The organism is Sphingobacterium sp. DR205 (assembly GCF_011064245.1).
GTDB classification, from domain to species: domain Bacteria; phylum Bacteroidota; class Bacteroidia; order Sphingobacteriales; family Sphingobacteriaceae; genus Sphingobacterium; species Sphingobacterium athyrii.
Genome location: NZ_CP049333.1, coordinates 522552 through 537644, shown reverse-complemented (window position 1 = coordinate 537644; position 15093 = coordinate 522552). Strand labels below are relative to the sequence as shown.

Genomic DNA, 15093 nt, shown 5'->3' with positions numbered 1-15093 from the left:
CATTATTGAGTCGTCAAAAATACAAAAACTAATTGTGTTATTAAAATTTCATTCGTTACTTTTTGAAGTCGACAATAGAAATTGTTTCGTCACAAAATTCGTATTCTTTTTTTTGATTTGAACAGATAATAAACAATCTAAAATCGCGCTTGGTACGATCTATTAAATTCAGGTACCATTCCTCTCCTGCACTATCCAGATTGCTTGTTGGCTCGTCCAACAATACTAAATTTGAATTGGAACAACAGGCCAAAACTAATTTAACACGTTGTCGCATACCCGATGAAAAGTGTCTTATTTCTTTATCCAAGGCATGTTCCAGCCCCAACAAACTCAAAGCACTTTCTTTATCAAAACCTGGGAGATAACTTTTAAACTGAAAATGAAAATCGAGCAATTCACGCAAGGTAAATTCTTCGATCAGTTCAATATATGGTGCCGCGATAGACAACTGTTGATAAATCTGATCTATACCAATATTGATTTCTTTATCGGTATAGATCAATTCCCCTTGTGAGGGTGATAAGCTGCCAGAGAGAACCTTCAAGAAGGTAGATTTTCCAGAACCATTTTGTCCGAGAACGGCATAACTCTTTCCGGACTCAAAACGATAATTAATATGCCTGAAAATCCATTCACTGTTATATCTTCGACCAATATCCTTTAATGTTATTTCCAAAGTAACCCGATTCGGTAATGCAATTACATTGCTCTATTATTGAATCCCTTCATGATACCACGGCCAGAATTCCGGATAAAATCCAAAATTTCATCACGGATTTCCGTTGCCTGATACTCCGCTTCTATAATTTCTATTGCCTTAGCCAGATTTCTATTCTGTACAAATAGAATACGGTAAAGGTTTTGAATTTCGGCAATCTGCTCTTCCGAAAACCCTCTTCTCCTCAATCCCACAGAGTTAATTCCGGCATAGGAGATCGGCTCACGGGCTGCCTTTACAAACGGGGGAATATCTTTTCGTACCAAAGATCCACCTGTGACAAAAGCATGTGAACCAATTTTCACAAACTGATGTACAGCCACCATCCCCGCCAAAACAACATAATCCCCGACGGTAATATGTCCCGCAAGTGTACTATTATTCGAAAAAACACAATTATCGCCCACCTCACAATCGTGTGCAACGTGGCTGTAAGCTTGAATCAAGCAGTTTTTGCCAATGACCGTTTTGTATCGGTCCTTCGTTCCTCGATTAATTGTCACACATTCACGAATCGTTGTATTATCACCTATTTCTGCTGTTGTAATTTCACCATCAAATTTTAAGTCTTGAGGCTCACCAGAAATCACGGCGCCGGGATATATCTTACAGTTTTTTCCAATTCGAGCTCCATCCATAATGGTCACGTTTGAGCCGATCCAAGTTCCCTCTCCAATGACAACGTCTTTGTAAATGGTTACAAATGGCTCAATGACCACATTTTTAGCAATCTTTGCTTCCGGATGAATATAAGCTAATGGCTGTATCATCTATACTTCTTTAATTGTTATTTACTCTTACGATCTGTGCCATAAGTTCAGCCTCACAGACAATTTTCTCTCCCACCATGGCCACACCTTTCATTTTAGCGATGCCTCTCCGGATTGGTTCCATTAAATCACATCTAAAAATAACAGAATCCCCAGGAGTAACTTGTGCTTTAAAACGTGCATTCTCAATTTTGAGAAATAATGTTAACCAGTTTTCAGGATCTGGAACGGTCTTTAAGACCAAGATACCACCAGTCTGTGCCATCGCTTCGACCTGCAGCACCCCCGGAAATAACGGAGCTCCGGGAAAATGCCCCATAAATAGGTCTTCGTTCATGGTTACATTCTTTAATCCCACAACATATGTCTCGGTTAACTCCAAAATCTTATCGACCATGAGCATTGGTTGACGATGTGGAAGAATTTTCATAATCTCCACGGTATCATACAATGCCGGCATATTTGGATCGTAAACTTTTATTTTTTTACGGGTTTTATCTTTCTTAATCTGCTCTTTAATTTTCTTTGCAAAAGCAACATTTGCAGCATGTCCGGGACGGGCAGCCATAATATGGCCTTTCAAAGGTCTTCCCACTAAAGCCAAATCACCCACCATATCCAACAGTTTATGTCGGGCAGGCTCATTTTGATGACGCAATTGATTATTGTTCAGGATACCTTCTTTGGCAACGGCAACAGTCTCTTTATGGAATAGATGTGCAAGCTTCTGTAGTTCTTCAGGTGAAGTCTCTTTGTCAACAATGACGATCGCATTGCTTAAATCCCCCCCTTTAATCAATCCATGGTCGACTAGCATCTCCAATTCATGCAGAAAGCAAAACGTACGTGAAGAAGCAATTTCAGCTTTGAAATCTTCAATAGAGGTAATCGCAGCATGTTGACTTCCCAAAACAGGTGAGTTAAAATCAATCATACAAGTCAACCGATAACCATCCATAGGCATTCCCAGGATCTCAACTTTACGATCTGGCTCAGCATAATGGATATTATTGGATATCTCATAATAATCTCTATCAGCATCTTGTTCTTCAAACCCCGCTTCTTCCAACAATTTCACAAAAATTGCTGAACTCCCATCCAATATTGGAATTTCAGGACCATCAATATCAATCAGGACGTTATCAATTTGCAGACCAATTAATGATGCCATTAAATGTTCGATTGTACTAACACTTGCTCCATTTTGAGAAATAGTAGTTCCTCGGGAAGTGTCCGTGACGTTATCTGCATCAACCAAAATCTCCGGCTGACCTTCTAAATCCACACGTCTGAACTTAAACCAGTGATTTTCCGGAGCAGGTTTGATCGTCATCGATACAATTTTCCCTGTATGAAGACCTACCCCCGAAATTTCAACCTCGTTTTTGATGGTTCTCTGTTTCACATTCATTTCTAATAACATATTTTTAAATCAAAACTTCTTTTGACGGAACCATCATGAGATTATAATATTTATATCGAATAGCAGCAGGCTAGGGCCGCTCATGATAGCTTCATTACAATTAAATAACAGTTTATTTCAATGAAAAAAGATTATTTTAACTTCAATTCTATTAATTTTTCTAGCTCCTGGATGCGTTTCTCCAGTTCTGGAAGACGAGCAAAAATGACATTGGATCTTAACTGAGGCTGATACGGCATTACTGGTGTCCCACCCCATTTTTTCCCCTCATCTTTAATTGATCTGTTAACGCCGGATTGAGCCTGGATCTGGGAGCCTTTAGCGACAACAATATGTCCTACGACACCAACCTGTCCACCTAACACCACATGCTCTCCAATTTTTGCACTTCCGGAAATCCCTGTCTGTGCAGCAATAACTGTATTCTTACCGATATCAACGTTATGTGCTATCTGAATCAAATTATCTAATTTGACACCGTCACGCACAATCGTAGCCCCCATCGTCGCTCTATCGATCACCGTATTGGCGCCAATCTCGACATTATCTTCTATCTGAACATAACCTATTTGCGGAACCTTCTTATAGGTACCATCTTCCTGCGGCGCGAAACCAAAACCATCCGAGCCAATCACAACGCCCGAATGAACAACGACATTCTTACCTACTTTACAGTCATGATAGATTTTCACACCCGGATACAACGTTGTATTATCGTCAATAGTGACTTTGTCTCCTATAAAAACCTGTGGATAAATTTTCACATGATCGCCGATCTTCGCTCCTTTACCGATATAGGCAAATGCCCCAATATACCCCCCTGTGCCTATTGTTGCCTCAGGATGTATGAAACACGGTTCTTCACGTCCGCTTTTATCAAGACGAAATTCGTTATACATATTCAGTATGGTAGAGAAAGCCGCATACGCATTCTTTACACGAATAATCGTGAGCGTGGGTTTGGTATCTTGCATCAATTGCAAATCTTCATTCACAATGACAATGGAAGCATCCGTGTTATAAATAAAATGCTCATATTTTGGATTTGACAAAAAAGAAAGATCGCCTTTTTTACCTTCCTCAATTTTGGCAAGGTTACCTACGGTAACTTCTGGATTCCCCTCAATCCTTCCTTCTAATAATGTCCCTATTTGTTGAGCAGTAAATTGCATGGTACAAATCTATGTTTTTTTATTAAAAAATAACTATCCGGCAGAAGGAATTGCAATATATCCCACCTCTTTTGGATAACATAACGCATATTTGGATACATTTTTAGACAATGCTTCTAAATTTCCAAGATCCGATGCTTCGGTAATATCAATGAGTTCACCCGATTTCAATAATATCTTGATTTGATCGTTTGAGGGATTATATGCACGATTGTGGATTTCTTCCGTAAATACATAATAATGGATATCCTCCCGTCTTACTCCCAAGAACTCTTGCACCTTGCTTTTTACCAGTTCAAGGTATGCTGTAGAAAAGGGCTTATTGCTCATTATCGAACGATATAGGTCCCTTTTCATAATTCGCTGGCACATTTTACTCAAAATCTCATCCTCATGCCGTTCCCATGTTTTTATTGCGGACATAATATCCGTATCATCTAAACGGGTAAACCAGTCTAAATGCAACGGGTCATCCAAAAAATTTGTGCGATCAACCTGCTGACTCAAAAACCAATGAAATGCTGGCGTGGAAAAAAGCTCCTTACCAGATGCTGTCAAGTCTTTCGCTCTTTGTAAAATTTTAATCAATAATTGCTCTGCTCCGATAACGGTTTTGTGTAAATAGACCTGCCAGTACATTAACCTCCGCGCAATAAGGAATTTTTCCACGGAGTAGAGCCCCTTATATTCAACGACAATCTCATCATTCACAACATTCAACATCTTTATAATCCGGTCGAATGAAATAACCCCTTCGGAAACTCCCGTGAAGAAGCTGTCTCGATTTAAATAGTCCATCCGATCCACATCCAATTGACTTGAAACAAGCTGATGAAGGAATTTTCGCTCGTATTGATTATTAAAAATAGCAATAGCCAAGCTCAATCTCCCGCCTAGATCTTGATTTATACGATCCATCAGCAAAGAGGAAAGCAACTCGTGCGAAACACCCACAATCAAACTATGTTCTAAAGAGTGAGAAAAAGGGCCATGACCGATATCATGCAATAAAATAGCCGCTAAGACCGCCTCTTCCTCAAGCGCAGAAATTTCGATCCCCTTACTCCGAAGGGTTTCCAATGCCATCGACATGAGATGCATAGCACCTATTGCATGTTGAAACCGTGTATGCAATGCTCCAGGATACACCAAATGAGTCATACTCACCTGTTTAATATAACGAAGTCGCTGGAAATAGGGGTGCTGTACAAGGTCAAATACCAATCCCGTCGGAATGGCAACAAACCCATACACAGGATCATTGATGATTTTATTTTTGTTCAATGTGGCGATAAATTAATGCTACTTTTCAACATATTAAATTGAAAACCTAGTTTTATAAAACACAAACTTATGGTTATCACTAATATAAACTTAAAACAAAGATAGTTAGTTCATCGTTAAGAAATGTTAAAAATAAATCTAAAGCACGATATTTGCTTATGTTAGTATGATATTGAAATCCATTCAATAAACGAGGTATTTTCTTTTGTTACAATTCAAATTTGAGTAACACTACCAACCTCTCTTATAAGTAGACATATATAACAAGATGCAAAAAACACATATTCTCTGGGCTGATGACGAAATTGACTTTCTAAAACCTCATATTTTATTTTTAGAAAGTAAGGGGTATAAAGTTGATACCGTCAACAATGGAAACGATGCGGTTGAAGCCTTTAAAAATGGTTTTTTTCATTTAATCTTTCTGGATGAAAACATGCCGGGGCTGACCGGGCTCGAAACCCTTGCGATCATCAAATCCATTAATCCGACCGTTCCGATCGTGCTCGTCACCAAGAATGAAGAAGAGCATGTCATGGAGGATGCCATTGGCTCCAAAATAGATGATTATCTCATCAAGCCTGTAAATCCTAAGCAGATTTTGATGACAATAAAAAAACTTACTGAAAATAAACGTATTGTCAACGAGAAAACCTCCATGGCCTACCAGCAGGATTTCCGCAATCTAGGCATGATATTAAATGACAACTTAGATTTCATGCAATGGTCGGAAGTGTATAAAAAACTTGTTTACTGGGAATTATCACTCGAAAAGCTTGAGGACAACAATATGCATGAAATATTGACGATGCAGAAGTCGGAGGCAAATATGCAGTTTTCAAAATTTGTCGAAAACAATTACATCAATTGGATCAACCGTCCGGAGGATGGTCCTATTTTATCCCATCAATTGTTTAAAAAGAAAGTATTTCCAGTCCTTGAGGATAATATCTCGACCTTCTTCGTCCTGATAGACAATTTGCGTTTTGACCAATGGAAAATCATCAACGAGGTGATTACAGATTATTTTAGACTGGAAGAAGAAATCAATTATTTCAGCATCCTACCAACAGCTACTCAATATGCAAGAAACGCAATTTTCAGCGGCTTAACACCATTGGAAATGGAAAAACGCTTTCCTAAGTTATGGCAAAATGATGAGGATGAGGGGGGCAAAAATTTATATGAGGACCGGTTCCTGGATGATCAGATCAAAAGGTTATACCGTAAACCGATAAAGCATTCTTACACTAAAGTTTTAACGCTTGAACAGGGCAAGGATGTCTTGGACAACTTGGGCAACATGATGCACAATCAGCTCAATGTCCTGGTATACAACTTTGTCGACATGTTATCCCACGCGCGAACAGATAGTTCGATGATCCGTGAACTGGCGAATGATGAAGCAGCATACCGTTCGCTAACACTATCCTGGTTTGAACATTCACCTCTTTTAGAAGCTTTAAAATGGCTTTCACAGAAAAAAGTACGTATTATTATCACCACCGACCATGGAACGATCAGGGTCAAAAAACCAAGTAAAATCGTCGGAGATAGAAACACGAATACCAACCTTAGGTATAAACAAGGTAAAAATCTAAACTACATTGAAAAAGATGTATTTACGATCAAGAATCCGCATGATGCGCAGTTGCCCAAACTCCATGTTAGCTCAACTTATGTATTTGCCAAAGAGGATTCCTACTTTGTTTATCCGAACAATTATAACCAATTTGTCAATTACTTCAACGGCACATTCCAACATGGAGGAATATCATTGGAAGAAATGATCATCCCCTTTGCGACATACTTGCCGAAATAGTAATTTTGCAACATGGAAATTATCGTAAACACAACGGCAGATCTTTCTGTTGCAGCCCAAACTCTTTTGAACAGGTTTCCAAAGGATCGAATTTTTCTGTTATATGGCCCAATGGGGGCGGGAAAAACAACCTTTATAAAATATTTGTGTGAACAGTTGGGCGTAAAGGATAGTACCTCAAGTCCGACCTTCTCCATTGTCAATGAGTATGACTCCGACAATGGTCCAATCTATCATTTTGATTTTTACCGGATTAAAGATGAACAGGAGGCATTTGACTTTGGCTATGAGGAATATTTCTATTCGGGAGCGTATTGCTTCATTGAATGGCCTGAAAAAATCCCCAATCTATTGCCTGAAGAAGCAAAGGAAATACAGATCAGCATCGTAGGTCCCGATACCCGTAAAATATCCATCCGTTAATCTAGCATTTATCACCTTCCATTATGGCTCATTCATCGTCTTGTCAATATATTCCATCTGATACCCACGTACCCGGATTAGCAGCTATCCATGCCGAACAATTAAGTTTTTCCTTTCATGAAAACAATGTGCAGTTTGCTGTCGAAAATGCTTCTTTTGATATTGAAGGAGGAAAGATAACCGCTATTATCGGTGAATCCGGAAGCGGAAAAAGTACGCTCCTAAGATTAATCTATGGTTTGTTGGAACCAACCAATGGTGCAGTGCGGTACAAAGGCTGGCAAGTTCCCACACGCAAAGACAAACTAATACCCGGACATGATGCCATGAAACTCGTATCACAAGGATTTGACGATTTGAACACATACGCGAATGTATGGGATAATGTCGCTTCACAGCTACCTAATACAGATATCAAACGTAAACAGGATAAAACCGCCGAGATTTTACAACGCTTGCGCATAGATCATTTGGCCAAAAAAAGGGTCGCTGACATCAGTGGCGGGGAAAAACAGCGCGTCGCCATCTGCCGCGCATTGATCAATGAACCTGAAGTACTGTTGATGGATGAACCCTTTAACCAAGTCGATGCCTCCTTTCGGGACACCTTACAACAGGACATAAAAGATATTGTCAGCGATACAGGACTGACGATAATTTTAGTTTCGCATGATCCCACCGAGGTGCTCGCGCTTGCGGACAATCTTATTGTCATGAAATCAGGTAAAATATTGGATCAAAATAATCCACATGTACTATATAGTGAGCCATCACACCCTTATACGGCACAGCTGCTTGCAAAAAGTAACATATTAAATCCTGAACAGGCGCAAAATTTGGGTATTGAAAGTGAAAAGTCCATCGCAATTCATCAGGAATGGATTTCTATTTCCACCACAGAAGAATCGTCTTTCTTTGTCAAAGACAGCAAATTCAGAGGTTTCTATTATGAAATTTTGGTTTCCAATAATGCCGTTGATCTGCATTGCATCACCACCTCGCAGTTAATACCCAAGAAAAATCAAGCCGTTGATCTAACAATTTCCAATTGGATCGCTTTCGATTAATTTAAGGTCGACAGCCAGGAAAGAAATGCATCAAACCATTTTTTTTCCGAAGTTTTATTGATTAACCCGAAGCCGTGGCCACCTTCATCAAAGACATAGAGCGTATTTGGAATATTTACCTTATCCAACGCAGCCATCATTCGATAACTATTTTCGATAGGAACAGCTGTGTCATCTTTGGCGTGAACAAAGAAAGCGGGACACACTTCGGGAGAAACCTGTAGATTCGAAGAAAATAACCGGACAAGTTCTTCGGATGGGTTTTCTCCAATGAGATTAATTCTTGAACCTTTATGCGTCACATCGTTTTCCATTGAAATCACTGGATATATCAGTCCCGCAAAATCAGGGCGCAGTGACACATGTGACGGATTGGCGATATATGCTTTCTTAAACTTGGTCATGAGGGTTGATGCAAGATGTCCTCCCGCTGAAAAACCAATAACACCAACTTTTTTTAATTGCGGGTTGGAGCTACGAATCAACTGCATCGCCCGTTGCGCATCTTGAAGCGGCCCGATACTCTTATCCCGCATAATATTTGGCGAAGGCAATCTATATTGCAATACATATGCCGAATAACCATTCTTTACAAGCTCCTTAGCGACCGCGTGTCCTTCATGATCCATAGCAATATGCGAGTACCCTCCTCCCGGGATCACAAGCACGGCAATATTTTTAGCTGTATTTTTATCTGGCGTATAGATAAATAATTTAGGTATATTTTTTTCCAAAAGAACCTGAGCTTTATCAGCTGCATTTGGAATAGAATCTTGATAAAGATTAATCGCTTCCTGAGCCTTTGCAAGCGAAATCAAAGAACATAAGATCATAAGAATTTTTTTCATAACGACGAAACTACTAATAAATCTAAATCTTTTGCGGTCATATTAAATCGGGAAGCCATATCGGCATTGGTCAGGTTACCTTGGTATAAATAGATTGAACTTCTTATTCCCGGACTTTTCCAAATTGCATTTCTCAATCCGCCCAATTCGGCAAAGTCCAACAAGATGGATGTAAAAATATTGCTCATCGCATAGGTTGCCGTACGCGCCACCCGCGACGCGATATTGGGAACACAATAGTGAATGACATCAAATTTTCGAAAAACCGGTTTATCGTGTGAAGTTACTTCCGATGTCTCAAAATTCCCCCCCTGATCAATGCTGACATCAATAACAACCGAATTAGGTTTCATCTTCGAGACGGTTTCTTCGGAAATCACACAAGCAGAGCGGCCATTCTGTGCTCTTAATGCACCAATGACAACGTCCGAACTTATTACGGCCTTATTTAGGATAATGGGCTGAATAACGGAAGTAAACACCCTGCTCCCAAGGTTGTTTTGCAAACGACGAAGTTTGTAAATCGAATTATCAAAGACCTTTACCTGAGCCCCTAGTGCCAAAGCAGTCCGTGCCGCTTGCTCTCCTACAGTCCCGGCCCCAATAATAACGACTTCCGTAGATGCGACTCCGGTAACACCGCCTAGCATGAGCCCCTTCCCGCCAAATGCGTTACTTAGATATTCCCCGGCTATTAAGGTCGCGGTTGCACCAACAATCTCACTCATTGCCCGCACGACAGCCAAACAACCACCCTCATCCCTAAGGTATTCATAAGAGATTGCGGTGATCTTTTTATGCATAAGCGCCTTTAATACGTCCACATTCATTAGCGAAGGTTGCTGCGAAGATAACAGCACTTGCCTTTCCTTCATCAATTTGACTTCTGACACGGTAGGGCTGCCAACTTTAATAATCAAATCGGCCTGATAGATTTCTTCTCTCGAAGACACTATCCGGGCTCCCTGTTCACTATAATGGTGATCTAAAAAATTAGCTCCGGCACCAGCTCCGGTCTCAATTAATACCTCGTGACCATTCTCGACCAATAATGCCACAGCCAAGGGTGTCAGGCATATACGCTTTTCCTGAAGTGAGGTCTCTTTTGGAATCCCAATAAAAAGACTTTTTGCATTCTTCTTCTTCTCAAAAAGCATCTCTTTCGGAGACATCATGGCCTGACTCGCAAGCTTCCCTAACTCATTCATTTTGTTAAATTGACTTTAGTTAAAATTACGATAAATAATCAATCTAATCAAACGAAGATAAAATTGCTGCGACAACTGCGTCATTTTCCAAGTAATATCGTAATTCCTAGCGTACTGATCTCCCCTCATGAACCATTATATATTGTAAAAGATTAATACATATAAAGACCATTGAAATGGTACAAAATTATCTACATTTGTCTAAATTAATCAGACTTAATACCATGCTAAGTAAAATCAGTATCGTACCCAGATGGATCATTTTTTTATTGGACATTTTCAGTGTTTCTATTGCCTATCTCCTTGCAAATGTTATTTATTACGATTTTAACTTCGACTTTCTCCTTGATATAGATTTCAGCATACGATATATTTTGTTTATAAGCGTTTGCTCCCTGTCATTCTACTTATTCAAAATGTATACGGGAATAATTCGTTACACAAGTGCCATTGACTCCATACGAATATTATCGACCATAGTATTTAGCGTATTCATACTTTTGGTCCTCAAATTGATTATCCAGGCAAACGAAATCGAGCGAAATATTCCGACGGCATTAATTATCTTCTTTGCGCTCTTTTCATTTTTAATATTAACGGTCTATCGAACCATTATCAAAATTTTCTTTTTATATACTAAAAAGGTCAATGGCAGTAGAAAGAAAACTTTAATCTATGGTGCTGGTGATCTAGGTATTGCGGTAAAAAGAACGTTGGACCATGACGTTCGATCGAAAAATGCCATTATTGGTTTTTTGGATGATAACGACCAAAAAATCAATAAAGTGATTGATGGAACGAAAATTTACTCCTCCAAGAAGTTTAATCATCTTATCAATACCCTCAATGTGGAGGAGGTCATTATTGCATCACACAATATTCCTTCAGAACGCAAGAATGAAATTACAGATATTGCCCTGGAACGAAATGTAAGCATCTTAACTCTTCCACCTGTTAAAAAAATCATGAATGGAGATCTTAATCCCAATCAGATCCAGAAAATAAAAATTGAAGATCTATTGGAAAGAGATCCGATCAAAATCAATGACGATCATATTCTAAGCCAGACAAAAGGTAAAAGAATACTTGTTACTGGTGCTGCAGGCTCAATCGGAAGCGAAATTGCTTCTCAATTGGGGAAATATGAACCTCAAATGATTATTCTATGTGACCAGGCTGAATCACCATTACATAATTTACAACTGGATCTGCAGGACGAATTTCCGGATCAGGTGTATCATACCTACATCGCTGATATTAGAAGTACAAAAAGAATGCGTTTGCTCTTTGAAACATTTAAACCACATTATGTCTACCATGCCGCCGCATATAAACATGTTCCCATGATGGAAAATCATCCCTTGGAAGCGGTACAGACCAATGTCCTGGGAACTAAAAATCTAGCTGACCTAGCCGTTGAATTCCAGGTCGAAAAATTTGTTTTCGTTTCAACGGACAAAGCGGTCAACCCTACAAATATTATGGGTGCGACCAAGCGAATTGCCGAGATATATGTTCAATCGCTCAACAATCATCTGGAAAGCATTCAGGATGGGAGCACTAAATTTATTACAACACGATTCGGAAATGTCCTTGGTTCCAATGGTTCTGTCATTCCGAGGTTTAGAGATCAAATCCAGAAAGGGGGCCCTGTTACAGTAACCCATCCCGAAATTACACGTTATTTTATGACTATTCCCGAGGCATGTCGACTTGTTCTTGAAGCCGGTGCAATGGGACAAGGCGGAGAGATATTTGTCTTTGACATGGGTAAATCCGTAAAAATAGTAGAGCTGGCCAAGAAGATGATCCGTCTTTCCGGATTTAAACCGAATGAAGATATCGAAATCAAATTCACTGGTTTAAGGCCAGGAGAAAAACTATACGAAGAGTTACTAAATGACCTTGAGAATACCCTTCCGACACATCATGAGAAAATTATGATCGCCAAAGTCCGCGAAAATAATTATAACATTGTCAGTCTAAAATTAGCTGAATTAAAAGAGAGGTTAGCTACTCAAAATAAAAATGAGGTTGTCTACCAGATGAAGCTTATCGTTCCAGAATTTAAAAGTAAAAATTCAATCTATGAACAGCTGGACAAAGAAATCGAATTATCAAATGAGTCCGAAAACAAAAGTTAATTCACTTTAAAATTTCCAAAATACTTGCAAATTTGCTCGAAAAGTGTATTTTTGCAATCCATATTTTACTGATTAGTAATGTCTAAAAATACAAATAATACAAATCAAGGTTTAAAACCTTCAAAAGGATCTTTTTTTCAAGATAACCAAAAAAGCGTTGCGTTTATTTTCGGTGGTATCATTGTATTGATTTTGCTGTACTTTGGATACGAGAAACTTTACTTGCAGCCAAGAGCTGAAGAAGCATCGAATCGCATGTATAAAGCTGAGCAACTTGTTACAATTGACTCTTTACAGAATAAAGCAATTGCAGGTGACGGAGCATTCCTTGGTTTTAAACAAATTGCCGATGAATATTCAAATACAAAATCTGCAAATATTGCAAATGCATACTTAGGAGGTCTTTACCTACGTCAAGGTAAGTTTGATGATGCAGTAAAAGCATTGGAGAAATATTCACCTACAGGAAGTCAAATTTTAGACCCACTGGTTATCGGTTTAACAGGAGATGCCTATTCAGAGCTTAAAGACTATAAAAAAGCAGCTGATCACTATAAACAAGCTTCTGAAAAATCGAGCAACTCATACACAACACCTTTATTTCTAAAAAAATTAGGGCTTGTTTATGAAGCACAGAACGATTACAAAAGTGCTGAAACAGCATACAAAAAAATCAAAACTGATTTCCCTGAAAGCCAAGAAGCATCTACTATAGATGGTCTATTGGGCAGAGTACAAGCACATTTATAAGAGAACATAAATACACAAAAAAAGAGGCTATTTCATGGCCTCTTTTTTTGTGACCATCTAAATTCATTATCTTTGTATCCATTATGGCAAGTAGCATTAAAAATCTATCAGACTTTTCGCATATCCAAGTTGCGGATGCAAGTCCATTCAAATTTGCAATTGTGGTTGCACAGTGGAATGCGGAAATCACTGGTGCATTATTGAACGGCGCAATCTCGGGTTTAGAAAAACACGGCGCAAAAGAAAGTAATATTGAGGTCATTGAAGTTCCGGGAAGCTTCGAGTTGACTTCTGGAGCAGATCTGGCATTAAGAAACCAAAGCTTTGATGCTGTCATCTGTCTGGGTTGTGTCATTCAGGGAGAAACCCGACATTTTGATTTTATTTGTCATGCGGTCGCCAATGGCGTTTCAAATGTAGGACTAAAATATAACAAGCCCGTAATCTTCGGTGTACTGACAACAGACAATCTTCAACAAGCCTTGGATCGTGCTGGTGGCAAACATGGTAATAAAGGAGAAGAAGCTGCTATTACGGCAATACAAATGGCTGCCATTGCTAAAAAATTCTAGTTTGGTATCAATTTTGTCTAGTATTCAGTCATGAAAAAGTATTCTGGGCCAAAACATAAAAATGCACCAGTACTTTTATTTTAAATAAATCGATTAATAAAGTATGGTAATATCTTATTAATCGATTTTTATTTTTTAGATATGATTATGAAAACATTATCGAACATACTTTTGGTATTTATGCTATCGATATTCTGCCAGGCACATCTGTCAGCTCAGGATGATAGCTTAAACAGACAGATCTGGCGTAGTATTGGTGGCCAAGACAAGTGGGATTCCCTGCAATACTTAGCTTTTTCAGCGAAGGGAAATACCATGTCTGAAGAGCTGTCCAATGAGGAACGCAAATTCCTCTTTAACCGGACAACCGGGGAATGTAGGTTCGACGGGTATAGCGGGTCTGATCAGGTGACCTATTTATTCAATTTTAAGGGCAGTGGTACCGATAAGCTTTTTATAGGTGGTAATGTCGCAACCGATGGTCAGGAAATCAAAAAATCCATTAAAAACCAACTTTTTGTAGATCTCAATCTGCTTTTGCTACCAACACTCATCGAGCAGAAAAGTATCCAGCTTAAAAATCAGAAAGAACAGTTTATTGGCGGGCAAAAACTGACCATTGCAAGCATTACTTCGTCAGGTGAAGTGCTGGGCTCAAAGCTAGATGGTCTACTTTATATTGATCAAAATACGGGCGAGATTACACGTTATGATTACACGGATAAAACAGAAAAAATCAGTTATGAGATAAGCCGGTACAAGGAGATCGGTGACGGGATACGTTTACCAAGTCTATTTAGCTGCGTCAGCAATGCTAAGAAAAGCTGCGTATTCTCTTCGATCTCTTCTTTTGTACAGGTCGAGCAAAAAAAATTCAAAGAACTATAGT

At 39.0% G+C, this 15093-nt stretch carries 14 protein-coding genes; 7 read left to right on the top strand and 7 right to left on the bottom strand.

Annotation, left to right across the window (positions count from 1 at the left end; all coding sequences use genetic code 11):
* Positions 1 to 55 precede the first annotated feature (55 nt).
* From G6053_RS02160 to G6053_RS02140, 5 genes are all read right to left on the bottom strand, one after another.
* Positions 56 to 679 (bottom strand): ABC transporter ATP-binding protein, encoded by a 624-nt coding sequence (locus G6053_RS02160; RefSeq protein WP_108636307.1) that lies wholly within the window; start codon positions 677 to 679, stop codon positions 56 to 58.
* Between the two features lie 23 nt (positions 680 to 702).
* Complete coding sequence (gene lpxA, locus G6053_RS02155; protein ID WP_075990789.1) at positions 703 to 1491, bottom strand: acyl-ACP--UDP-N-acetylglucosamine O-acyltransferase; 789 nt, start codon at positions 1489 to 1491, stop codon at positions 703 to 705.
* Positions 1492 to 1501: 10 nt separating this feature from the next.
* On the bottom strand, positions 1502 to 2902 hold the full coding sequence (locus tag G6053_RS02150; RefSeq protein WP_181390675.1) for a bifunctional UDP-3-O-[3-hydroxymyristoyl] N-acetylglucosamine deacetylase/3-hydroxyacyl-ACP dehydratase: 1401 nt from the start codon (positions 2900 to 2902) through the stop codon (positions 1502 to 1504).
* A 143-nt stretch (positions 2903 to 3045) separates the two neighbouring features.
* Positions 3046 to 4086 (bottom strand): UDP-3-O-(3-hydroxymyristoyl)glucosamine N-acyltransferase, encoded by a 1041-nt coding sequence (lpxD, locus tag G6053_RS02145; protein ID WP_165305430.1) that lies wholly within the window; start codon positions 4084 to 4086, stop codon positions 3046 to 3048.
* 33 nt (positions 4087 to 4119) lie between these two features.
* The gene (locus tag G6053_RS02140; RefSeq protein ID WP_108636310.1) at positions 4120 to 5370 is read right to left on the bottom strand and encodes an HD domain-containing protein; all 1251 of its coding nucleotides are present in this window, start codon (positions 5368 to 5370) and stop codon (positions 4120 to 4122) included.
* A 268-nt stretch (positions 5371 to 5638) separates the two neighbouring features.
* On the opposite strand from G6053_RS02140, the gene G6053_RS02135 reads away from it, so the two are divergent.
* Genes G6053_RS02135 through G6053_RS02125 form a run of 3 tightly spaced genes read left to right on the top strand, consistent with a single transcriptional unit; the run spans position 5639 to position 8682 of the window.
* Entirely contained in the window at positions 5639 to 7192 is a 1554-nt protein-coding gene (locus tag G6053_RS02135) for a bifunctional response regulator/alkaline phosphatase family protein (protein ID WP_108636311.1), read from the top strand.
* Between the two features lie 12 nt (positions 7193 to 7204).
* Positions 7205 to 7615: a tRNA (adenosine(37)-N6)-threonylcarbamoyltransferase complex ATPase subunit type 1 TsaE gene (gene tsaE / locus G6053_RS02130; protein ID WP_165305429.1), complete on the top strand. Its 411-nt coding sequence runs from the start codon at positions 7205 to 7207 to the stop codon at positions 7613 to 7615.
* Between the two features lie 23 nt (positions 7616 to 7638).
* Positions 7639 to 8682, top strand: coding sequence for an ABC transporter ATP-binding protein (locus tag G6053_RS02125; protein WP_165305428.1), 1044 nt, complete (start codon positions 7639 to 7641; stop codon positions 8680 to 8682).
* Here G6053_RS02125 and G6053_RS02120 read toward each other — a convergent pair.
* Positions 8679 to 9530, bottom strand: a complete 852-nt coding sequence (locus tag G6053_RS02120) for an alpha/beta hydrolase (protein WP_165305427.1) — start codon at positions 9528 to 9530, stop codon at positions 8679 to 8681. The two genes, G6053_RS02125 and G6053_RS02120, sit on opposite strands and share 4 nt — an antisense overlap.
* Complete coding sequence (locus G6053_RS02115; protein ID WP_108636315.1) at positions 9527 to 10738, bottom strand: alanine dehydrogenase; 1212 nt, start codon at positions 10736 to 10738, stop codon at positions 9527 to 9529. Before G6053_RS02115 ends, G6053_RS02120 begins: the two co-directional genes overlap by 4 nt.
* 224 nt (positions 10739 to 10962) lie before the next feature.
* On the opposite strand from G6053_RS02115, the gene G6053_RS02110 reads away from it, so the two are divergent.
* The 4 genes from G6053_RS02110 (at position 10963) to G6053_RS02095 (ending at position 15092) form a co-directional block, all read left to right on the top strand.
* The gene (locus tag G6053_RS02110) at positions 10963 to 12882 is read left to right on the top strand and encodes a nucleoside-diphosphate sugar epimerase/dehydratase (protein ID WP_206531963.1); all 1920 of its coding nucleotides are present in this window, start codon (positions 10963 to 10965) and stop codon (positions 12880 to 12882) included.
* A gap of 78 nt (positions 12883 to 12960) precedes the next feature.
* Positions 12961 to 13632, top strand: a complete 672-nt coding sequence (locus tag G6053_RS02105; RefSeq protein WP_108636316.1) for a tetratricopeptide repeat protein — start codon at positions 12961 to 12963, stop codon at positions 13630 to 13632.
* Positions 13633 to 13715: 83 nt separating this feature from the next.
* Entirely contained in the window at positions 13716 to 14204 is a 489-nt protein-coding gene (ribH, locus tag G6053_RS02100; protein WP_108636317.1) for a 6,7-dimethyl-8-ribityllumazine synthase, read from the top strand.
* Between the two features lie 147 nt (positions 14205 to 14351).
* Positions 14352 to 15092: a hypothetical protein gene (locus tag G6053_RS02095; protein ID WP_165305426.1), complete on the top strand. Its 741-nt coding sequence runs from the start codon at positions 14352 to 14354 to the stop codon at positions 15090 to 15092.
* Position 15093: the final 1 nt, after the last annotated feature.

Bases quoted from the DNA above. Each gene is read 5' to 3' on its own strand.
- G6053_RS02135 (WP_108636311.1), top strand. From the start codon at position 5,639: ATGCAAAAAACACATATTCTCTGGGCTGATGACGAAATTGACTTTCTA.
- G6053_RS02125 (WP_165305428.1), top strand. From the start codon at position 7,639: ATGGCTCATTCATCGTCTTGTCAATATATTCCATCTGATACCCACGTA.
- ribH (WP_108636317.1), top strand. From the start codon at position 13,716: ATGGCAAGTAGCATTAAAAATCTATCAGACTTTTCGCATATCCAAGTT.
- G6053_RS02120 (WP_165305427.1), bottom strand. From the start codon at position 9,530: ATGAAAAAAATTCTTATGATCTTATGTTCTTTGATTTCGCTTGCAAAG.
- G6053_RS02105 (WP_108636316.1), top strand. From the start codon at position 12,961: ATGTCTAAAAATACAAATAATACAAATCAAGGTTTAAAACCTTCAAAA.
- G6053_RS02115 (WP_108636315.1), bottom strand. From the start codon at position 10,738: ATGAATGAGTTAGGGAAGCTTGCGAGTCAGGCCATGATGTCTCCGAAA.
- lpxD (WP_165305430.1), bottom strand. From the start codon at position 4,086: ATGCAATTTACTGCTCAACAAATAGGGACATTATTAGAAGGAAGGATT.
- G6053_RS02110 (WP_206531963.1), top strand. From the start codon at position 10,963: ATGCTAAGTAAAATCAGTATCGTACCCAGATGGATCATTTTTTTATTG.
- G6053_RS02150 (WP_181390675.1), bottom strand. From the start codon at position 2,902: ATGAATGTGAAACAGAGAACCATCAAAAACGAGGTTGAAATTTCGGGG.
- lpxA (WP_075990789.1), bottom strand. From the start codon at position 1,491: ATGATACAGCCATTAGCTTATATTCATCCGGAAGCAAAGATTGCTAAA.
- G6053_RS02095 (WP_165305426.1), top strand. From the start codon at position 14,352: ATGAAAACATTATCGAACATACTTTTGGTATTTATGCTATCGATATTC.
- tsaE (WP_165305429.1), top strand. From the start codon at position 7,205: ATGGAAATTATCGTAAACACAACGGCAGATCTTTCTGTTGCAGCCCAA.